General features: G+C 58.7%; 14 protein-coding genes. 6 read left to right on the top strand and 8 right to left on the bottom strand.

The annotated features are described in order from the left end of the window. Positions 1–363 precede the first annotated feature (363 nt). The 7 genes from recD to ACIGHL_RS22080 form a co-directional block, all read right to left on the bottom strand. The gene (gene recD, locus ACIGHL_RS22110; RefSeq protein ID WP_128121608.1) at positions 364–2,451 is read right to left on the bottom strand and encodes an exodeoxyribonuclease V subunit alpha; all 2,088 of its coding nucleotides are present in this window, start codon (positions 2,449–2,451) and stop codon (positions 364–366) included. Beyond that, positions 2,448–6,131 (bottom strand): exodeoxyribonuclease V subunit beta, encoded by a 3,684-nt coding sequence (gene recB / locus ACIGHL_RS22105; protein WP_128121607.1) that lies wholly within the window; start codon positions 6,129–6,131, stop codon positions 2,448–2,450. The genes recD and recB overlap by 4 nt, the downstream gene beginning before the upstream one ends. Next, positions 6,128–9,580 carry an exodeoxyribonuclease V subunit gamma gene (recC, locus tag ACIGHL_RS22100; protein ID WP_128121606.1) on the bottom strand — a complete coding sequence of 1,151 codons (3,453 nt, stop codon included), beginning with the start codon at positions 9,578–9,580 and terminating at the stop codon, positions 6,128–6,130. The genes recB and recC overlap by 4 nt, the downstream gene beginning before the upstream one ends. Before the next feature lie 138 nt (positions 9,581–9,718). Continuing rightward, a complete protein-coding gene (locus ACIGHL_RS22095; protein ID WP_128121605.1) occupies positions 9,719–10,312 on the bottom strand; it encodes a hypothetical protein in 594 nt (197 codons plus the stop codon). A 10-nt stretch (positions 10,313–10,322) separates the two neighbouring features. After that, entirely contained in the window at positions 10,323–11,240 is a 918-nt protein-coding gene (locus tag ACIGHL_RS22090) for a hypothetical protein (RefSeq protein ID WP_128121604.1), read from the bottom strand. 65 nt (positions 11,241–11,305) lie between these two features. Further along, positions 11,306–12,178: a tetratricopeptide repeat protein gene (locus tag ACIGHL_RS22085; RefSeq protein WP_128121603.1), complete on the bottom strand. Its 873-nt coding sequence runs from the start codon at positions 12,176–12,178 to the stop codon at positions 11,306–11,308. Positions 12,179–12,270: 92 nt separating this feature from the next. Further along, positions 12,271–12,426 (bottom strand): hypothetical protein, encoded by a 156-nt coding sequence (locus ACIGHL_RS22080; protein WP_168423440.1) that lies wholly within the window; start codon positions 12,424–12,426, stop codon positions 12,271–12,273. A gap of 66 nt (positions 12,427–12,492) precedes the next feature. Here ACIGHL_RS22080 and ACIGHL_RS22075 point away from each other — a divergent pair, with 66 nt between their 5' ends. From ACIGHL_RS22075 to ACIGHL_RS22050, 6 genes are all read left to right on the top strand, one after another. Then, the gene (locus ACIGHL_RS22075; RefSeq protein WP_181690045.1) at positions 12,493–12,852 is read left to right on the top strand and encodes a hypothetical protein; all 360 of its coding nucleotides are present in this window, start codon (positions 12,493–12,495) and stop codon (positions 12,850–12,852) included. A 163-nt stretch (positions 12,853–13,015) separates the two neighbouring features. Next, the gene (locus tag ACIGHL_RS22070; RefSeq protein WP_128121602.1) at positions 13,016–13,849 is read left to right on the top strand and encodes a hypothetical protein; all 834 of its coding nucleotides are present in this window, start codon (positions 13,016–13,018) and stop codon (positions 13,847–13,849) included. A gap of 18 nt (positions 13,850–13,867) precedes the next feature. Next, positions 13,868–14,905: a restriction endonuclease-related protein gene (locus ACIGHL_RS22065; protein ID WP_079329505.1), complete on the top strand. Its 1,038-nt coding sequence runs from the start codon at positions 13,868–13,870 to the stop codon at positions 14,903–14,905. Next, positions 14,889–17,960, top strand: coding sequence for an ATP-dependent DNA helicase (locus ACIGHL_RS22060; protein ID WP_216706968.1), 3,072 nt, complete (start codon positions 14,889–14,891; stop codon positions 17,958–17,960). Before ACIGHL_RS22065 ends, ACIGHL_RS22060 begins: the two co-directional genes overlap by 17 nt. Further along, positions 17,957–20,308: an RNaseH domain-containing protein gene (locus tag ACIGHL_RS22055; RefSeq protein ID WP_216706969.1), complete on the top strand. Its 2,352-nt coding sequence runs from the start codon at positions 17,957–17,959 to the stop codon at positions 20,306–20,308. The genes ACIGHL_RS22060 and ACIGHL_RS22055 overlap by 4 nt, the downstream gene beginning before the upstream one ends. A gap of 243 nt (positions 20,309–20,551) precedes the next feature. Next, positions 20,552–20,989 (top strand): MbcA/ParS/Xre antitoxin family protein, encoded by a 438-nt coding sequence (locus ACIGHL_RS22050; protein ID WP_128121601.1) that lies wholly within the window; start codon positions 20,552–20,554, stop codon positions 20,987–20,989. A gap of 443 nt (positions 20,990–21,432) precedes the next feature. Here the strand turns inward: ACIGHL_RS22050 and ACIGHL_RS22045 are convergent, their stop codons facing one another. Next, entirely contained in the window at positions 21,433–21,927 is a 495-nt protein-coding gene (locus tag ACIGHL_RS22045; RefSeq protein WP_499176819.1) for a metallophosphoesterase family protein, read from the bottom strand. Positions 21,928–22,118 lie beyond the last annotated feature (191 nt).

Below are 22,118 nucleotides of genomic sequence, written 5' to 3'. Positions count from 1 at the left end.
TCAATATGAGTGCAGCATGGGCACGGCTGCCAAAGGCTCGCATGCTGGCTCGTCGACTTACCTCTTGATTTTGTCTACCCCCTCTTAAGCAGGCGTCCACTGATGCAGCAAACCGGTTCCTACAGGTTGGACTTGCCTGGGAGCTGGCTTGTCGGCGCGACGAACCGCAACGATTGTGTCTATTCAGGCCCTAGCGGCGGTATTCGCCATCCACCAGCCGCGATACCCCCAGCGGGTTGGCCTCCTGCAGCGCCGCCGGCCCTCAGGTCAACTTCACCATCACCGTCCAGGCCGTAAGCTCTGACATGGCAAAGGTCACGGCCCAGGCCAGTAACCCGGCTACAAATGCCTGAATTCGCCCACTCAGATGCGTTGAGCCAGCGCCTCATGCAGTTGCAACGCCAAGCCGCTGGTGCGCTGCACGTTGCGGCCCACCGCGCCTTCGAACACACCCGGGTGAGTCTCGGCCAGGCTGAACCATTCCCTGGCGCGGGTGATGGCGGTGTACAGCAGCTCCTTGGTCAACACCGGGTTCAGCGCATCAGGCAACACCAGCGCGGTGTGGTTGAACTCCGAGCCCTGGGACTTGTGCACCGTCATGGCGAACACCGTCTCCACCTCCACCAACCGGCTCGGCATCACGAAGCGCACGCCGCCACTGCCGTCGTTGCGCGGGAAGGCCACGCGCAGGGCCAGCGCACCGTCCGGCCCCGGCACCCATAGCGCGATGCCGATATCGCCGTTCATCAGGTTCAAGCTGTAGTCATTGCGCGTCACCAGCACCGGACGCCCTTCGTACCAGCCGTGGTCGCTGTCCAGCAAGCCGCGGCGACGCAATTGCGTAGCCACACGCTGGTTAAGCCCTTCGACGCCCCAAGGCCCCCGGCGCAATGCGCAGAGCAGGCGGAACTGGTCGAATGCAGACAACACCTTGCCTGCCCAACCGGCCCATAGCTCGCTGTCCCACTGTGTATCAGCCACAGGGCGCAAGTCGCGCAGTTGCACCAGGTAATGCCGGTAGCCGGGCGCATTGCGGTTGCCATCGATGGCCAGGTCGCTAAGCGCCGCATCCTGCTCGCCACGCACCAGCAGGTTGAAAAGTTGCTCCGAGGGCTGTTCGAGCGCACGCCGTGCTTCGCCCGCCTGCTTGTTGTTGATCAGCTTGGCCAGGCGCCCGATACCCTTCTGCGGGTCGAAACGCCAAGAGCGGCGCAACATCACGGTCTGCTGCGCCAGCGGGGCACCCGCGCCTTCGGCCATCTGCAACTCAGGGTCAACCAGCGCCTCACCGCTGTGGGTGCTCAGCCACTGGGCGGTTTGCGCGTTGTAGTCGCCTTTTTCAGCCTCGCGGCACAAGTCGCCCATCACCGAACCGGCTTCCACCGAGGCCAACTGGTCCTTGTCGCCTAGCAGAATCAAGCGCGCTGCCTGGGGCAAGGCATCCAGCACGCAGGCCATCATTTCCAGGTCGATCATCGAGGCTTCATCGACCACCAGTACATCCAGCTCCAGCGGTTTATCGCGCTGGTGAATGAAGTTGCGCGAGTTCGGTCGGCTGCCCAGCAAGCGGTGCAAGGTGGACACATCCGTCGGGATCTCGGCGCGCACCGCATCACTCACCGGCAACACCCGAACCTCCTTGCCAATGGACTCGGACAACCGCGCCGCCGCCTTGCCGGTCGGCGCCGCCAGGCGGATGCGCAGCGGCTTGCCGCTCTCGACCGCCGGGGTTTGCAGCAACCCCAGCAGGCGCACCACCGAGGTGGTCTTGCCGGTGCCCGGGCCGCCAGTGATGACGCTGAAGTTGCCACGGGCCGCCAGCGCGCAGGCAATTTTCTGCCAGTTGCTGCCTTGCGCGCGCTCGGCTTCGGAACGGGCGGGAAACAGTTCATCGAGACGGCTAGCGAAGTTATCTGGTGTGACCGGCGCCACGCTCAAGCGTGCGCTTAAGGCTTGGGCGATGCTGCACTCGTAGTTCCAGTAGCGGCGCAAGTACAGGCGCTGCCCCACCAGCACCAAGGGCCGTTCGGGGGCGTCCTGGCGGGCGTCACGGTCCTCGACCAGGGTGCTGGCGGCCAGAGCCTGGCGCCACTGCGTAGCGTCCAGGCCCTGCAACCATTGCGACGGCAGCGTACTGCCCTCCTCGCCTTCTGGTGGCAACGACAGCACGAAATCCGGCGCTGCCAGGGTGGCGGTAAGGTCCAGGCAGGCATGGCCACGGCCCAGTTGGTGGCTGGTCATCGCGGCGGCCAGCAGCACGCTGGCCTGGGCCTGAGGGTCTTGTTCAAGAATGAATTTCGCCAAGGCACGATCCAGCGCGCGCAACCAGCCACGCGCCACCCAGGTATCGACTTGCTGCAAGAGCTCGCTGTTGCTGGCGGCGCCAATGAACACCGCCACCTGCTCGGTATCGCCCTGGCTGCTGCTCAGTTGCTTGAGGGTCTGGCTCATGCGCTGGCCTCCTCGAACTGGCCCATGAAGAGTTGGTCAAGCTGCTCGATCAGTTGCTGCGGTGGCCGCTCGAAGTGCAGGCCATGGGTGGGCGCCTGGTGCCCACGAATGAACAGGTACAGCGCCCCGCCCATGTGCTGCTCGTAGTCGTAGCCGGGCAGGCGCAGCTTGAGCTGGCGATGCAGGGCCAACAGGTACAGGCACAGCTGCAGATCGTAGCGTTTGTCCAGCATGGTTTCGGCCATGGCCTCAGCGACATAGGCGCTATCGGTGCTGCCCAGCCAGTTGGATTTGTAGTCCGCCACGTAGTAGCGGCCCTCGTGTTCGAAGGTCAGGTCGATGAAGCCTTTGAACATGCCGTTCAACTGGTTGGGCGCCAGTATCAGTCGCGGCGTACCGCCGAGGGTGTGTTCGCGTACCAAGGCATCGAGGCGTTCGACGTTCACGTTGCGGCTGGAGAACCAGAACTCCATCTCGACCTGATAGGTGCTCAACCCGGCTAGCGTGCACTGGGTGCCGTTGAAGCGCAGTGGGGCCTTGAGGTAATGGCTCAACCAAGCCGACAGCGGGTCGATCCAGCGCTCCCAGCCGCGCAGGTTGCAGCGCCGGGCCACGGCGTCGTGCAGGGCTTGCTCGTCGCTGGCAGCGTTGCCGAAGCCCTCATCGCCGGCCCACTCGAACAGCCCGTGCAGGAAAGTGCCCGGCCCCGCCCCTCGGGGGAAGGCGTGAATACCAACGCCGGCAGGCGGGTTCTGCTCGTCGTCCTGCTCTTGCAGGTTGGCTTCCAGCGCGGTGGCAGGCTCAGGGGCAACCGGCGACTCGGCGCCCATCCGCGCACGGTCGTCGGCGATGGCCAAGGCAGAGTAGCTGGCGATCCACCAGTTGGTCGCCAGCGCATGCAGCGGGCGCAAGGCCTCGCTTACCGTCGGGCGCGCAGGTGCCACATGGACACCCTCGGTTTGCGCAGGGGCCTTGCACACCGCGATGTCGTCGCAGCCCTTCGCGAAGGCGTCCACCACTTCAGCCAACCAATCAGGGGCAACCGTGCCTTCGCCTGCCAGCAAGTAGCCCAAGCCCGACTTGTGCAGGTCTATCGACGAGCCTCCGGTCTTGAACCCCTGGGGCGCCACGCAGATCCAGGTGGCGTAGCGGGCGCGGGTCAGGGCGACATACAGCAGGCGCATTTCCTCGCCCATGCGCTCATCGTCAGCGCGTTTCTGCGCAGGCTTTGCCGGGTCGCCCTTGGCCAGTTCAAGCACCAGGCTGTAATGCTCATCCTGTCGTTCATGGAACATCGGCGGCGCCTTGCTACGGCCATCCACCGCCCTGGCGCTGCACGCGAACGGCAACATCACCAAGGGGTACTCCAGGCCCTTGGACTTGTGCACGGTCACCACTTTGATCAGGTCCGAGTCGCTTTCCAGGCGCAGAATTTCTTCCTCGCTCTGCTCCTTGATCTGCTCGGCCAGATGGCGAATCAGCGCGTGCTCGCCATCGAGTTCGGCGGCGCTGCGCTGCAGCCATTCGGCCAGGTGCAGCAGGTTGGTCAGGCGGCGCTCGCCCTGTTCTTCAGCCAGCAAACGGGCCGGCACCTTGAAGGTTGCAAGCAGCCTGCGCAGCATGGGCAGCACGCCTTGTTGCTGCCACAGCACGCGGAAGTCGCGGAACCACTGCACATGCGCTTCCCAGCACAGCTCGTTCTGGTTCAACTGCTCCAGGTCCTGCCAGGAAATGCCCACGCTGCGGGTGGCCAATGCCGCACGCAGCAAGCGGTCGCTGGTGGGCTGGGCGCAGGCCCGCAGGATGCACAGCAGGTCGGTGGCTTCTTCGCTTTCGAATACTGAGTCGCGGTCAGACAGATAAACGCTGGCCAGTTTGCGACGCGCAAGGGCCTTGCGAATAGCTTCGGCTTCCTTGCGGCTGCGTACCAGAATGGCGATATCGGCAGGCTTGAGTGCAGTGAGTTGGCCATCGCTGTTGCGCAGGCCCGAGGGTTTTTCTGCACTGCGGTCGAGCCAGGCCTGAATCGCCGAGGCGCATACCTCGGAGGCCTCGCGCAGGTAAGTGGCGTTGTTGATTACTCCGTTGGTTTGCAGCTGCCAGAGGGTCAGGGCCTTCTGCTTTTCACCCTCGATCTCCAACGTATCGCTGCGGCCTTTGGCATCAACACCTTCGAACGGCACCTGGTTCTCCTTCCCCTCCTCGGCAAACCGGAACGCTGCTCGGGGGTGGGCTTCGGCGAACTTGAAACAATGGTTGGCGGCATCGACCATCGCTTGGGTGGAGCGGTAGTTGGTGCCCAGGGTGTAATGCCGGCCCTTGGTAGCCTCACGCGCCTTGAGGTAGGTGTAGATGTCGGCGCCACGGAACGAATAGATTGCCTGTTTCGGGTCGCCGATCATGAACAGGCCGCAGTCGGGCAGGTTTTCTCCAATGCAGTAGATTTTGTCGAAGATGCCGTACTGAACCGGGTCGGTGTCCTGGAACTCGTCGATCAGGGCCACCGGGTACTGCTGGCGAATGGTCTGCGCCAGGCGCGGGCCAGACGGGCCTTCCAGGGCACGGCCAAGGCGGTTGAGCAAGTCGTCGAAACCGATCTGCGCCCGGCGCAGCTTTTCTTCCTCGAAGGCGCCCTGCACTTCACGCAGAGCATGCAGCAGCAACTGCGCGCGGATGTCCTGCTTCGACTCCTCATGGTCGACCCAAGCATCGATGGTTTGAAACGCTGGGTGCGTGCCGATGGCACCGCCTTTGTTCAGCTTGAAGCGGGCTTGCCCGCATTTGCGAACGTGGCTACTGGCTTCGCCTCCCTGGCTCCAGGCGGCGATATCGCCAAGCATTTGATCAAAAGTTTCGGGGGTTTTGGTGGGGTAGGACTTGCCGTTCAGTGCGCTGCGCGCGCTGTGCAGCAACGCCTCCAGAGCCACGATGTCGTTGGCCCAGGCCGCCCTTGCCTGCGCTTCGAGCGCGACACACTGCGCAGCCCAGTCAGCAGGCCCCTGAAGCAAAGCATCCAGGTGCGCGGGCGCTGTGATCGACATCCCTGCCTGCTGAAACTCGGCATCGCTACGCGACAGCAGCGGCGTCAGCGCTTCGCGTAGCTCGGTGGGGCTTTTGAAGCTATCCGTCACCACCCTGGCAACCTCAGGCGGCAGGCCATAGAACTGCTGGCGCCAGTAGTCCCTGACCACTTCATCGAGCAACTCGCGCTGGTCGGTTTCCAGTGTCTGGGTAAACAGGCTGCCGCTGTCGAAGGCGTGCTCGCGCAGCATCCGGTAGCACCAGCCATGAATGGTCGAAACCGCGGCTTCGTCCATCCACTCGCTGGCCAACTGCAACCGACGAGCACAGGCCGGCCACTGATCGGCGGGGTAACCGTTGCGCAGTTTCACCAGCAGCGGGTCGTGACGCTCATCAGGTGCCTGAAAGCACTGGGCAGCCTCGTTCAAGCGTGCGCGAATGCGGTCGCGCAGCTCTTGGGTGGCGGCGTCGGTGAAGGTCACCACCAGAATTTGCGGCGGCGTCAGCGCTTGCTTGAACGCAGCATCGCCCCCATGGCCCAGTACCAGCCGCACGTACAGCAAGGCGATGGTGAAGGTTTTGCCGGTGCCGGCACTCGCTTCGATCAAGCGGCTGCCATGCAGTGGGAAATCGAGGGGGTTGAGGTTAACCGCTGTCATTGGTCGCTTCCTGCGTCGGTCGAGGTGAAGTGGCCGAACAAGCCGCCATACAGGCGCTGGGCCCAGGCCACGAACTGGCCGCTCGCGCGCAGTTGGTCGAAGTCCGCGTAGGCACGCCGTTGGGCGAACGAGCGCTCCACTTCACCCTTTTTCATGTAGCCGCCTTCATAGATATCGCGCGCTTTGTCGTAGGCCGAATCGCTGCTTTCCCCACCCGCTGCCAACCAGGCGAAGGCGCTTTCGCAGGCCACCGGCAGCGGCTCTTGCATGCCCGCCACCCAGGCCTGGAGCAGCGCTTGCAGCTGCTCCCGGGCCTGGTTTTCAGGCACTGGCCGGAACACCACATCGCCATTCAAACCCACCAGAATGGTCGTGCAGGCAGGCCCGTTCAACTGCAACGCCAAGTGCCGCAACCAAGGCCGCACCAGGTGCTGCCAACGCAGGCTGTCGTCGCTGCACAGCTTCTTGCTGTCCAGTTGCAGGTAGGCTCGCTCATCCAACGCGTTGCGGCGAATGCCACCCAGCCAATCCTTGAGGCCGGGACGCTCGTCAGTGGCTTCGATGGTTGCGGCGCTCTGGCCCTCTTCAAGCTCAGGCCAGGCTTGCAGTTGGGCGTGGTAGCGCGCCAGCAGGCCCGGCATCGGCTCCACCAGCGCCGAGGCGCTCAAGGTGCCGAAGCCGCCCAGTGGCAAGGCGCCCTCGCGTTGCAGGCGTTGCACTTGCAGGCCCAGTTCGGTCACGGCCTGTTCGGGGTCGTAAGCCTCCTCGACCCAGCGCTTCAGCGTCTGGGTAAGCCTGTCCTGGTGCTGCCAGTTTTCCAGGCCATCGAGCTGGAAGGCTTCGTCATCGCGGTTTACCAACTCGTCGTCGTCGAATTTGACCTTCAACCGCTGGCTGAAGAAAGCGCCCACCGGGTCGCGCACGAACTCGGAAAGTTGCCGCAGGCTCAATGGCGTGTCCTGCACCAGCGCGGGCAGGCGCTCCCCTGCTGGCTGCGAGCTGTATTCGTCATGCACCTCGCGCCACTCGCTGGAGTAGGTGAACAAGCCATCAGGCCCCGGCTCGTTGGCGAAGTAGGCGGCGCTGAAGGGTTGCAGCGGGTGCTCCTGGGTCAGCGCTGGCAGCAATGGCTGGCCGTTGGCCGAGCGCCAGCCGCTGGCCAGGTGGTCGCGCAATTGGCCAATCAGCACCGAGGGCACACGCTCGCTGTTGTCGCGGATGTTGCGGCCCACCCAGCTCACATACAGTTGTTTTCGCGCCGACAGCACGGCCTCCAGCAACAGGTAGCGGTCATCTTCACGTCGCGACCTATCGCCAGGGCGGTAGTCGTTGCGCATCAGGTCGAAATCGACCGGTGATTGCTGGCGCGGGTAATCGCCATCATTCATGCCCAGCAGGCACACCACCTTGAACGGAATCGCCCGCATAGGCATCAGGGTGCAGAAGTTCACCGCGCCGGCCAGGAAGCGCTGCGACAGGCCGCTATCTTCGATACCGCTGAGCCAGGCCTCGTGCACCACGCTCAGCGGCAGTGGCTGCGCGAACTGCGCCACCTCGCAGGTGCGCAGCCAACCTTCGAGCAGCTTGAGCAATTGGTTGACCAGCAGTTCCTCTGTATCGTTTACCGGGCGGAAGAACACCTTCAACAAGGCTTGCAGGCGCTCTGCCCATTGCACCGGCGTGGCCGGTTGCTGGAGTTCCTGAAGGGCCACTTCCAGGTGGTCGAGCAAGGTCAGCAGCGGCCCGGCCAGGGCAGCTTCCAGCCCCGACACTTCGTCGTAGGGTTCGATGCCGTTGAGCTGAGGCGCTCGCCCAGCAGCGTAGCCCAGCAGCATGCGTCGCATTCCGAAGCGCCAGGTGTTCTGCTCGAGGCCCGCCGGCATGCCCAGGCTTTCGCGCTGCTCGGCATCGAGCCCCCAGCGCACACCGGCACCGTCGATCCAGCGTTGCAGTGTGGGTACGTCGGCTTCGTTGATCGTGAAACGCGCGCGCAAGGCCGGTACGTCCAGCAGGTCAAGAATGTCGCTGGCAGCGAAGCGGCTATGGGGCAGCTTGAGCAGGTGTTCCAGGGCAATCAGCAGCGGCTGGCGGCCGCGCTGGCCTTGGTCGGCCACGGTAAACGGCAGGTAGCGCGAATCACTCCTTGGCACCTGGCCGAACACTGCCTCGATGTGAGGGGTGTAGGCGTTGATGTCCGGCACCATCACGATCACATCCCGTGGGCTCAACTGCTTGTCGGCGCTGAAGCGGGCGAGCAGTTGGTCGTGCAGCACCTCCACTTCGCGCTGCATGCTGTGCACCACGTGAAAACGCAGCGAGCGGTCGGCGGTAGCGTCTACCGCCCCCCAGGCTTCGCGGGTTTCCGGCAACGGGCGCAGCTCAAGAATATCGCTTTGCAGCTGGCCTAGCAGGGTTGCCGTATCCGGTTCGGTGAACAGGTCGATACGCCCGCCATTGAGGCCATCGAGCAGGTGGCGATAGCTGCCGGGCTCGTCGTGGTAGTCGAGCAGGTTGATGTAGTCGCGCCCCTGCTTACCCCAGGCGGCGAGCAAGGGTTGGCCGTGCTCATTCGCAGCTGCGGCAACCTCACGGGCAGGTTGGCGGCGGTAGTGGTGCGCCAGCAAGTCTTTGTCGGCAACGATATCGCCCCAGTGGTGCCGGCAAGGGTTGTGCACGCACAGCAGCACCTGGCTGTAGCGGGAAAGCTCTTTCAGGGCTTCGAGCACCTGCGCAGGCATCGAGGAAATGCCGAACACCACAACCCTGCGTGGCAGCCCCTTTGGCGCCTGGGCAGCGCTGCGCAGGTGGGCGACGAAGCGTTTGTGAACCCCGGCGCGGCTTTGCTCGAGCGCGCCCTCGCCAACGTCGGCCAATACCTCGCGCCATAGCTGCGCCTGCCACAGGTTCGGCGCATCCAATGGCAGCACAGTGCCCTTGATGTGTTGAAGTTGATCCCGCCCGGCAGCCCAGTCTTCCAGCCAATCGGCGCGGTACACCTGGTATTGGTCGAACAAGTCCGCCAACCGCTCGCACAGTTGGTGCAGCTTGCGCTGTTCATCGTCCTTTTCCAAAAAGCGCTGCAGGCTTGCGAAAACCGGGTTCGTGAGCAAGCTGGGCAGCAGGCGCATCAGCCGCCAGCTCAGCGCTGCCTTGTCCAGCGGCGAGGACTGCGGCGTGGTCTGCGCCCCCAGCACCCCGCGATACACCTGCCACAGAAAGCGCGCAGGCAACTGCACATCCAGCGCCGCAGCAATGCCGCAGCCACCCTTGTGCGGGTCTTCGGCCAGCGCCAGTTTCAGCCACTGGGCGATACCATTGCTTTGCACCAGCAGCACCTCGTTCTCCAGCGGATGTAGCGGGTGGCTGCGCATCCACTGCACTGCAAGGGCTCGCAGTTCTTCTAGATGATTGCCATGGATGACAACAAGACCAGGCTGAAGCTCCTGCATAGACACCATCCCTCTAGGTACGCTGGAGTGAAAGCTAATCAACGCATGCGACACCCTGTGTCGCACGGGATCTTTCACGGAAGAAGCAAAGTGACGTCGTTGAACTGAGGCAGCGATTGGAGAAACGCTCCGGCAACTTCAAATGACTTCAAGCCGGTAGGTATCGGCGTCATCGACCAACTCAAAGAACAGCTCGCCATCCGAAGACCGAGGGCTGTCAGATGCGGAGGACCAGAACGAAGAGTGCTGCGTCGCATAGGTACAAAGCGCGGCCACCAACGGATGAGCCTTCCACAGCTCGGTCAGCTCACGTCGATGCAGGCCCGGCATAAAGAGCGGTGCAAGCTTCTGCTTTTGATCCAACGAAAGCTCAGCCAACTCCTGCCCATGCTGACTGATCCACTTGCTAATCAAGCGAATGTCGCTGTGGTAGCGCGCATCGGTCACCTGAAGCTGAGCGTTACGGATTTTCTGTGGTTCTACAACAACCCTGCAGGCAACGTATTCATCACCATCAGCCAGCGGAGCACTGGCATTCAGCAAAGCGAGTTCAGGGGTTGGGCTGGCGTAAATTGCATGCCGGCGGGACGGCATATTTCTCGGCCGAAGAGACTCCCAGAGGTTGTCGACCACGTAGGGAACATTGCTGGGTATTCGCATCGCTGAGTGACGACGAAGATCTTTTTCCGCCCTCCCCACTTGGCTGGCAGGAATCGCCCGATAAAGCTCCATTTAAATCTCCTTATGGGGAAACCCGGGGAAGCGGCAGAGGGGGGAGATCTGTATCTACGTTGTAACCGATCATGAAGAGGGCTTTCTCAAGCTCTGCAATGGAGCCAATGCTTGGGTTGTAGGCCATCACCTGCTGCAGCAACTCTCCTGCAAGCAACACCTGTCCCGCCCATAGCTGGCACTGAGCGGCATTGAGCTTGCGAAACTTGAACGCCCCCAGCGATGGATCTCTATTCGTCGTGTCGCCTTGTCCGGCCCCCCACCGAAAGGATAAATCAGCAGGGACGCTAGGTACGCCAGAACGCATGAGTGAATAACGGGCGAGCAATCCAAGTGCAGCACCAACGCGGCCGTCGTAGATAATGATGTGGTCAGGGTCGGCAGCCGCGTAGACCTTTGTCATAGCGGAATTCATCAGGAGTTCCTTGCCATCGAATGCAGCAAGCCCTTGAGCAGATCCAGGTTGAAGCAGTTGGACTGCATGCATGATTGATTGGCATAGCGTTTTTTTTAGGTACTGATCCTCGACCCAAGCCAGAGATTTATCACCAGGGCGACGCGCGACGCCCCCCCAGTGGAATATAGCCAGGCATGCATCGCGGGCAGTTGCTTGATCACGCACAGCTAGCGCTTGCCGTAAACGGGCAGCAATGCATTGGGACGAATTAGGCTTAGGGCTATCAGGCCAGGAGTAATGGAGAAAGGCCTCCTGAAGCGAATGACACCACCAATGATGAACCGCTGAGGCAATACGCCCTTTCCAAGGCTTCCAGCTCTGATGTTTGCTAATGCGAAAGCTATGCAGCAGCCCTGCCTCCGAAGCATCTCCCACTGGGAACAAACCACGCATCTCCCCCAGTGCCTCTGGCCTGCCCCATAAATCAGCCAGGTACCGTGCAAAGGCCTTTTGATTCCCAGTCAGACTCATTCCCTTCCTCTTAGTCCTAACCCCAGCACCTATTGATATCCCTGCAGGGGCATAAAGCCAGCATGCTATGAGCTTTTGCATACCTGTTGAATAGCAACATCCGATGCACGCAACTCTCTGGCCCACAAGCTTCCCTGGCTGATCGCCAGATCCCGCCAGAAACGAAACAGCAGCCCATCTGGATCCGGTGGAGACTCGAAGGTAGAAAAGTAAAATTCAGCAAGTCGCTCAGTCGCCAGCACCAGCCCCCTCATGGCCGCCCACTGCAGCCAATACAAGCCAAGTGCTGGATCATACTCGGGTGATGTCTCATCCAGAGCCAACCTGCCAAGTGAGAAGCACGCCATCAAGTCCTGCTCGGCCGCTCCACGCTTGTACCAACTGATGGCTTTGCCATGATCGACGATGACACCCTCGTCCCCACGCTCATACAAGCTCCCTAATGCTTGCGCAGCACAGTGAATCCCTGCTTCGAAAGCCTGCTCGTAATAGTCGATGGCCAAGCCCGGATTGACCACCAGCCCCTTGCCATAAAAGGCCAGCTCGGCGAGGTTGAATAGAGCCTCTGAGGCTCCCATCACTGCCGCAACCTTGAATAACCGCCTGGCCAGCGCAGGGTTCGGCTTCAGCCGCAGACCATTGAGCCAAAACCACCCTAGATCATTGAGCGCATCCGCATCGCCCAACAGAGCCTGCTCACGCAGCTCCACATAGCGATTTCGAATCCTGATCGGATCAACCAATCCAAGAAGCGGATTGGCTGCTTTGATCTCGTGATAGGTAACACCCGCCTGCCCGCTTAGCTCCTTCGCTCTCAGCGATGGCATTCCAATGCCAGCGTAAAGGCGTTGCAACTCGTCAGGCCCAGCTAGATCGACGTCTTCAGCCAGCGGAAGAAGGTTATCCATGAGATTGAAGACTTCCGCAGATTTGCTCATGCTGCTGCCTCATCGATGATCGTGTCTGACCATTTTCAACAGCCATGCGACAGCCTGTGTCGCACACAAGTAGGGATGGAAGTGTGGAACAGCTACTCCGCCATGAGCTCATCTTTGGCCTTCTCCCTAGCAAGGACAGCGCTCTCGATAGCAATGCCATTCACCAACGAGTAGCCAACCAAGGCGTCCAGGTTGATAAACGCACCATTCAACGTGACCTCAGCGAACTCGAATAGAAATTCCCCCATGTGCACAGCAGGCCCAAGGGCAAAGCAAAACTGTGGTGGGCAGAGAAATCGCTATCGCGACTGAGCATGCTGCCAACAGATGCGATGAACCTCGTCATGATCATGGAGCACGCTGCTAGATTCGGAATGGCGGCGCAGGTAGAAAATCTGGCGCCCCTTCGGGATTACGCGACATCACTGTTGAAAGGAAACCGGCCTAGCCAAGACTGCTCAGGCAAGGTCATCAGCAACACCCGCTTTGTTGTCCTGGAACCAGGTCAGGTGAAGCCAGAGGTACTGGAGGTTGTCCAACAAGCACTTCTGGGTGATGGCCTTATCGGCGCATCGGATGGCGGCACTGTACGAACAAGGTTGAATGCGACACAGGCTGTCGCATACCCAACCCATTCTGTCTCCTGTCATCTGACCATGGAGACTCAGCTATGAAGACTTGCTTTGCCTTCCTGCAACGCGTGACACCCAATGCGGGCCCACGCGCTAACTTTACAATCACGGTACAGGCCGCCAGCTCCGAGATGGCTCGCGTCACGGCAGAAGCCCAATACCCCGGTTACAAGTGCGCAAACGGCCCCGTGCAGGTGCGCTAAAGATGAACAACGCGCATCGCAAGCGCATGCAGCCTAGCGACTATCTGTACCACCTTTTAAACCAAGGTGACGATACCGAAAGCGCTAAGACAGAAACGCACCAGAAAGCTCTCAATCTACGGGAACAATACTCGGTAAGTTTCGATATCGCCTTGATCGCAGAAACACAAGCCGAAGCTCAGCGACTAGCAGACCAAATACTTGAACTGCCCAAGGCTTATTTCCCCGAAAGCATCACCTGTCTCGACAGGCATCGTTTTTCTGCTCACGGACTAGACGAACCTTGGCCTGAACAGCAATTTGATGAGCTTCATTTTTTCTGCTCATCTCCAGACCAGCTACCTCCCGCGAGTCACCTAGATCGACTAGCAGCCATCATCCACGTCCATCATTTAGCCCCATGCATGGCACAAGCATATCCGGGTTATCGCAGCTATCTATGGTGCACTGAGCAAGCTCTGTGTGACTTCTGGGCAAGCCTGTACTTAGCAAGAGAGATGCAAAGCATCCCAGGGTTGAACTGGAATAGTTACCCCACATGGCAGCTGCCTGAACACTGCATTGGTCAAGCAGCAACTAGCTGGGGCTCAACACCAAATGCAGCTATAGATTCATTACTAGCGCAGGCTGGGCATACAAGACTCACTACTACGGTCGATGCAATCCTCGTAATAGAAGGCAATTGCGATATGTCGATAAGCGACTATTTCGACCTATTGATCCTGCTAGAGGCCAAAATCAAATGCGATATCGCACCCACTGGATGGGTAGCCCCTGAATACTCAGGTTATGGCCTAAAGCTGCTCACATTCGGCCCACTTAAAGACCAAAGTTGACGCAGTGGAGAACAGTGCATGGATAAACAACAACCTGAGCATTTGCTGCAACTCCTCGCTCAAGGCGCATCACTCAGCAGTAAGAACAGGGCACTGGCGTTTCCCTTGCTGCAGCGGGCTTGCGCCCTGCTCTGGCGTCTTGAGCCTGTTGGCTACCCAATGTCAGCCATAGAATTGGAGCGCAAGCTAAGCGTTCCCCTTGAGGACTGGCTGTCTTCGGCTATCAGGGCCGACTACTCAGGCCCCTTACTGTATTCCAACATCGCCACGCAAACCTGCAATGAGATGCTGCTTGAGCTCGACGTAAGGGAGCTGTGGGAGCAAGTCCAGGCCAGCGTAAACCGGGTCAAGCAAGCGTGCCGCCTTCGGGCTGACGGTGAGACACACTATCGAAACTTCCGGTTGTTTCTGATTGAGCATGGCGTGATCGTGCCCTTCCAGGCCCAAGAATCCTTCGTTCCACTCAATCTTTCTCTAAGCGAGTTCTACGAGCCCATCCCCCCTCACCTGCACCATAACGGGCTTCTGTATCTATGTCCCGAATGCAAATGGCCGATGAATGCTCAGCGGCACCAGGTCAGTTGCGACTCTGCCTGGTGCCAGGACAAAAAGAGTCTTTTTGTTCGTGATGGTTCGAGACTGATCAACCGTGTAGACAACAGCATCCTTCTGGGACACCCCGTCGAAGACCGGCTGATGCTCAAACCGCCATTATGGAAATTCACGCTCCAACCTGGACTGCTTGAGGTTGCGCTCGCAAGCGCGCTCGTGGCGAAAGGTTTGGAGGTGCAGCTGTGGCCTGATGTGGATCGAACGGATCTGCGTATCCGTCTTGGCCACGCTTACCAGGATATTGATGCCAAGGTCTGGATATCGTCCTACGAGCTGGCCAAACACATCGAATCAATCCCTTCGAGCAAGCCTCGCTGGATCGTAATCCCGGATTACCAGATGCAGAACATTCCCCTGCTCCGCCAACGCTGCCCTGCAGGGGTTGCGGTCTTCACGCAGAGCCAGTGCGTAAGGGAGGCACAAAAACATGCAGCCCCTTTCTGACATTAGTACAACGCTTTTCCTCGCCCTGGCTGCGCGATATGTGGGCAGTGAACCCATGCTGGCCGATGCAGCAGCTCTCTGCGCGGGCCGAACACGCGGCTGGAGCACCTGGTGCGCGCTTCAGGACGCTGATCAGCTGCTGATAGCCGAGAGCTTGCGGTTCAGGCCCTCACTTGTAGCCCAACCCAAGCGTTTCCTGATGAGCGCCGAGGCGATTATCAAAGGTGAACGCAGCCCCTTTGAGTTGATCGACGCGAGCAAGCTGAGTGACGAGCTCCACGAACAGGATTGCTATCGCATATCACCGCACCTGAATGCCGACCAGCTCATCAGGGAATACTTCGAGGCACTCAAGTATGGGCGTGCGACACCGGTCTATGCCCAGCTCCCAGAGTCTGGGGACGTAGTCCTCAAGCATATCGCTGGAGATCAGGTCAGGGTTTTCGTTGTACCTGAAAGCGAGCGGAGCGTCCTCGAAGTCGCTGACTGCCACATCCATATCCCCTCATCGCCCGCTGTGCAGGAAATCGAGTGGGAGCTTGGCTCACTACGCGAACTCGCCCAGCAACTCGATGCAACGCCCAATCTCCACAGCCAACACGAAGCCTCCCTGACCAACATTTGGGGATCAGAACCCAAACGCGCAGCAGACTCGGGCAATTTTTACCGCGTGAATGCCCCCACTGGAACCGGCAAAAGCGTTGCCATGGTGATGATGTCGATTGACGCGGCTCGCCGAGGTCACAGAGTCGTGATTGCGGTACCGACGCTAGTCGAACTGGAAAACACCGTACGTATTCTCAGGCTGTCGCTAGCTGTGGCAGCGGCTGATCTGAAGGTTGCACCATTGCACTCAGCGACGCGGGTCTATGAGCGTGCACAGATCCAGTTCGCGCAGAGCAATACTGCGTCCGCGTACGACTATGCCTGCCTGCTGGATGCTTACGCGTCCGACCTCCTCGACGTCGAACCCGGTAAAGAGCCTTGCTTCAACGTTCGGGTATCGACCCAGGAGGAAGGCCGACTTGAGCATTCAAAACGGCTTAACCACTGTCCTTTTCTCTTCAAATGCGGTCGGACCAGAATGTTGTCAGAAGCTCTTGAAGCCGACATCGTGGTGATCAACCATCATGCCCTATTGTCGGGCACTACGCGCATTCCGCTGTCCGACGCCGACCAGTTTCCTGGACCGCGCAGCCTGATCGAGTTGCTGCTCCGGACTGCCCCGGTGTTTCTCGTCGACGAAATCGACGGTCTGCTGAAGTCTGCCATAGACAGCAGTGTCATCGAGCTGAAGCTTGGCAACCAGGGTGACAATAGCCCTCTCTTGCGCCTGTTCAATACCGTTGTTGGCCGGTCAAACATACCTGGGATTGATCGAAGCAGTCTGTACCGGGTGAACTGGGCGCTAACCTATTGCACGCTCAGTGTGAGCCAGCTCATGAACCTTCAGCAGGAAAAATATTTCGAGTGGCCAAAGAAGGAAACAACCTGGTCAGATGCCGACGACACCTTCATTACCGAAAAGCTGGGAATCAATCGCGAGGAGCTGGAACAGCTGTTCAACAACACGAACCGCATACCACCCCACCTGGAAAGGCTAAGTCACCACCTTGCCTGCTGGCGCTCAAACGATGGCGAACACAAGCTTGAAACCCTGGCGGTCAACCTTGGTCATCTCATCAAGGCATTGTCCGACAGTGGTCTGCTTCCTGCACCGCTGAAAGAGCATGACCAGATCCGCCTAAAAGCATCGTTGATCTTGCGTGGCACGCTGCTGGTCATCGAAACACACCTGCGAAACCTCCAGGTTGAGCTTTCTGGCTTCGTCAACGCCGAGGTCCCAAACGCTTATGAGGTTCGAAGGAGCATTGCAGGGCCAGAGCCGTTGAGCCCTACCCCCAACGGCCCCTTGCAGCGGGCCGTGTTTGGTTTCAAGCGGAAAGACAGTAGCGACAATGACTCGACCCTGAACGTCGTCGCCATGCGCGGTGATCCGCACAGCACCCTACTTTCACTTCCGGATGTCAGCGCTCTGGGCTATGCCGGTGTGAAACGGTTGTTCATAGGGTTCTCTGCCACTGCATATTTTCCCGGAGCCAGTGCTTACGACCTTCGAGCCAAAGACTTCATCGACGTTCCGGATGCAGCTGGCCAGATCACCTTCGAGAATGTCAACCAAACGACCGCCATCTCTGGTGCCGCCTTTGCGGAGCGCAAGTTCCTGGTATCGAAATTTGCCAAAGAAATATGGCCCTGGGCGAAAGCCCGTCTCCAGAGTCTGGCAAACGACCCAAAGACCCAAGAGCGCGCTCGCCTGCTCTTGGTCACCAACAGCGACACGGATGCTGAAGTGCTGGCCATGACCCTCGCGAAAATGCAGGGTGGCCCAGGCCAATTGGTAGGCTGGGTGCGAGGACGACAGAGCGAGTACAAGCCATCCTCACTCGAAGCACAGCAAACACTTGTCTACGACGACCTGGCGGAATTCACCAGCGGCCGGCATAAGGACAAGACGTTGCTGGTCAGTGCGCTTGGCCCTATGGCGCGCGGCCACAACATCGTAAACGCCGATGGTCTTTCGGCGATTGGCGCCGTAGTGATCTGCGTCCGTCCACTGCCCTCTTCGGACAGCCCAAACAACAACCTTGCCCATATCTGCTACGAGACGGGGAAAGCGGTTGCCTTCTACAGCAGCCCTGGCTTGCTGATGATGCAGGAGCGAAAGCACTCCAATGCTCTCCTACAAAGTATTCGTACCGCACGCCCGGCGTTTAGCCAGCAACCGGATAACATCCGTCATTACACCATCATGAACATCCTGGTGAGCCTCACTCAACTCATCGGACGGGGGCGTCGAGGAGGTACTCCGGTAACTTGTTACTTCGCTGATGCCGCGTTTCTGAATGGCGTCAAGCCTTGGCACGAGATGCTCAACGAGAGCGTCCATCAACTCAAGAAAGATGGGGATTGGGATCAGTTCGAACGTCACCATGCCGGCGTCGCATCAGCACTTCTGAAATACATCAATGAATCAAGAAAGGACGCGAGATGAAGGCCCTTGAGCTACGCACCAGCCTATTCAAATTTGATGCGACCCAATTGGGGCAAGCCTACCGTGTGGTAATCGGCCCCCAGTATCTCGACGCGTGGCAAGCGCTTCAGGGGCTGGTTAAAAAGCCACATCCGGGCCTGCCTACGACAGGATTGGAGGAGATGCTTGCCGTTCTTTCCCGGGGCCCCGTAAAGGTGGACCTATTCCCCCAAAAAGAGGGCGGTGTCTCGGCGATTATCATGCTCTATCCGCTGTCAGTCGACACTATCAACGAGGTGCTCCACCTATGGTCGATGGACGTCCTTAGGATTTGGAACGAGCAACTGATCGGCATTGAAGGAAAGTTGATCGTCACCGACGTGGTGCCGCTGGATACAAGTCACCTAGTCACGCCTGGAGACATTTCATCGCTCGCGTATACGGTCATTCCTTGGCTGGTGGGGCAAGCCCTCATACAAAAGCCCATGCAGGCGGCGATGCCCATCAAGCTGTACCAGGCAGCTGATTCCAGCTTGCTTGCATGGGATGACCCTATCGTTTCCGAAAATGATGTCCGATATGCCAGTGCACTGCATGCTATCGAACCGACTCTTGTCTTGCTGCACGGTCGGCCGCAGCCCTACATCCAGCTACGTGTGAAACTGACCCAGGTGATGCCCAACCTTGTAGGCAAGAAAAAACATGCCTGGGTCAAAACCGGCGACCTGATCGTCAAAGCGAAGCTCAAAACCAAGAAGACGGTCGAAGGCTGGGAAACTACGTACGAGCACCCTGTCGAGAAGCTGCTGACCTTCATGGGCGTACAGTCGTTTCCTCCAATGGTCGACGGCGACATCCCCATCGACAGCGACGTGAGACCCATCTACGCCATCCCACCGTCGAATCCAATGATTGCGTCAGGCCCTGGCCCGCTGTTCCTCGACCAAGCCGGCTTTCACCTCCTTGCAAGTCTGCCTGGAACGGCTCCGCTTCTGGTCAAGAAGGCGGTGGCTAGCTTACGAGAGGAGAAGGTTGTCACCACGGGAGAGGCCGCCAATCTGAACGCGATGGTACTCGCAGCACACGCTGACGTGATGCTGCGGCTACATGCAGCCAGTACCACCCTGGCCCAGGACAGCAAGTTCTTCGATAAGGTGATGCCTCCTCTCGTGGCACTGACACGCCTGGATGTACCGGACGCGCAGCGAATGCTTGAAGGAAAACATGACAGCAACAGCCTAAACGACTGGCTAATGAACCATGTGGTGCCCGCGAGCAAGCAGGCTTCTGAAAATGGCGCAAAGGTAATGATCGTTGAGACCAGTACGTCCGCTGCCTCTCAGGAAGCAGGGCTAGACCCCAAGCACGTCATTCGGAGGGTACTGGCAAAGCACGGCATCGCGACCCAGTTCATCATGCATATCGACCCTGATGCACAAGCTAAGAGGCGGAAGACCAAAGCGGATGATCGTGATTTCAAAGCTACCAACTCGATCATCGAAGCGATTCGACTAAGCGGGCACCTCCCCGTTCCGACGCCCAAAGTAAAATCGATGCCGGCGAGCACAACGGTGCTGTCGATTTTGCTGGATAGAATTCAGGATAAAGGCCCGGCCATCTATCTGCCGGTTATCACCCGGACGGTGTTGGGCGGGAATAAACCAGAGGTTTTCTGGTTCGAATCTAGCCTGGACTCCAATGGCAAATGGTTCAGCTACGGCGAGGGCTTGGCCGCCATCCACGGGACGGACACTCTGCTCAAGCCTGACCAATTGAAGACATTGGTCACCCAATCCTTGCTGGACTGCAAGATCAATTCGAACGACTCGTTGATCGTCTGCCTCGATGCCAATCTAAGAACCTTCTATGGAGCATTGAAAGATGGCCCCGGGGAGGGTCTTCCTCCCGTCCCGTCAGATGCCGCTGTCGTCCGCATTCGAGCCGATCACCAGGTAGCACAGATCAGCGGCAACCACACCTTGTCTCCCAACTCTGCTCACTACATCGGGACGAAGGTGGGAGCTTTTCAATCTTGCGAGAGCGCCTCGGTATTTTATTTCGTGTCACCGTCTAAGCAGTACGGCAGCGTTCGCTCACAGCGCGAGAACACAAGATACGACGTATCAGAACGAGACCTGCGAGATCCATGGCAGCAGTTGGGCGTAACAGAAATCACGATCATAACGCCCGGGGCATTTAGCACTGCGACAGTGATCGCTGAACAGGTCGCCTTGCTGTGCAGGACCCCTTCACTGTGGGACGGCTACCTGCGTCTGCCTGGGCCCATGCACTTGGGCAAACAAGTAGCGGCAGACCATCCAATTTTGGAAATGCGACGCAAGTCTGAAGCGAACCGGTATGGAAATTAGGGAATCTAATGTGTGGAGGCAATGAAGCCGGTCAAATAGTCACTTGTTAGCACTCGGTCTTAAGTTGTGCTCCATATGCACTGGATTTTGGTTCATATTGAGCACGATGAACCAATGTCCACTTCGGCGACACCACGTAAAGGAACTACGCATTACCCTTCCTCTATTAAGCAGCACTCTGGCCTTGGCATATTGCACTATATTTAATATGCTCAGGACGCCGAACTAAAGGAGGAAAGCAGAATGGATAATGAGCAGATTCACGAAATAATTAGGCAGCTTTTAAAAGAACTACCCCCTGCCAGCGTTTCCTCGGAAGATATCAAGCTGCTAACGCTCGCAAGGGGGGTAGTGCCTGCTGCTTTGCTTGAGGCGTCAAGCGATCTCCTTTGCAAGCATGGAATCATAGTTGATCGCCTCGGTGTTGGCCCAATTGTCGCTAACAGGAAACAACTTCGCTTTGTCCTTGCACAATTCGCTGCTGTCGAGATGTTTGAAGGAAACATTAAGGCGTCCCGTGATTGGATGAGACGGCCCGCAGCCGGGCTCGCAAATAATAGACCAATTGACCTGCTACAAACGATGGAAGGCTATAAATCGGTGTTAGATTTAATAAAAATCAGAGCACGGCATTTTCCCGTAAAAAACTCTCTAACAAGCGCCATTAGTAATAGCTTTTAGCTCATCCTGGCCATATGAACCGCGGACCTCGATTTATAAAAATGACGCGAGAACCATCCCACTACGCACGGCTCACTGAATTCTTGCAGGGGTCGCGTGCAAGCCTTTTACCCTTTGCTCCAGGAGCACATCCAGCGAACGGCGCCCGCTGCCTTTTAAGAATGTCACAATGACGTACAGGCTCCCCGTGGCGGTATACAGCGTCCAAAACCCATACTGCTCATGGGCCTCCAAGACGTCGGAGGTGCGAACCCGGTGCCCGTCTTGAAACCGCCCATACACGTCAGCTCGCACGTGACGATGAACCACGCCTACACAACAGCCTGCCACTAAATAGGCGTCCGTTAGGTACGCCGTAACTTCCCTGCCGAAAGAGGTGCCCATCGCTCGTGCCAAAGCTTCTGCCACATCGCGCGTTTGTTCGACAATCCGCTTAGTTGAACTCATACCATCAGCACCAAATTCGGAATAAAACCCGTTTCTTCAAATGGATAACCACGCGGGTTGCATACCACCCTTGTTCCGCGAATTTCGTAATCCACAGCAGAATGTGAATGGCCATGGAGCCAGAGCGCAACGCGCTCCCCACCCATAAGATGTTCACAGTCATTGACGTAAGCTGCATCGAGCAATGTTCCCGCATCGGGACTATCTAACAGCGAGCGAAGCGATGGCGCGTGATGAGTGATCACCACCGTTTTTCCATCGAACGGCTCGTCTAGTTTCGAGCGCAGCCAGGAACGCGCTTTAACTGATTCCTGCACCAAATCGTTCGGTACGATCCGCCGGAACGACTCGGTGCGGATGTACCGAAAATCGTTCATGCACGAACGCGCATACAAACCGGCCTGATGGGCGTTGCCGGCGGCCGCATAGTCCGTCCACATTGTGCATCCAAGAAAGCGAACCCCTTCAATCTCAGCTTCCTGCATATTCATGACCTGTACACGACCGTCCCGAGCGGCGGAACGCATCGTCACCAATGTGTGGGTCAGGTGGCCGGAGTAGAACTCGTGATTACCTGGCACGTAGAGAGTAAGCGTCTAGCTAACTCACCTTGCGTATCTGTATCACAGGCTGCACGGGTAGCTGTATCACACGCTGAACGCTTACCGTGTATCACATCGTG

Origin of the sequence: Pseudomonas sp. NPDC077451 (genome assembly GCF_044543345.1) — a bacterium.
Taxonomy (GTDB): domain Bacteria; phylum Pseudomonadota; class Gammaproteobacteria; order Pseudomonadales; family Pseudomonadaceae; genus Stutzerimonas.
Note: the sequence above shows the minus strand (reverse complement) of the source record. Positions and strands in the feature narration are given on the sequence as shown.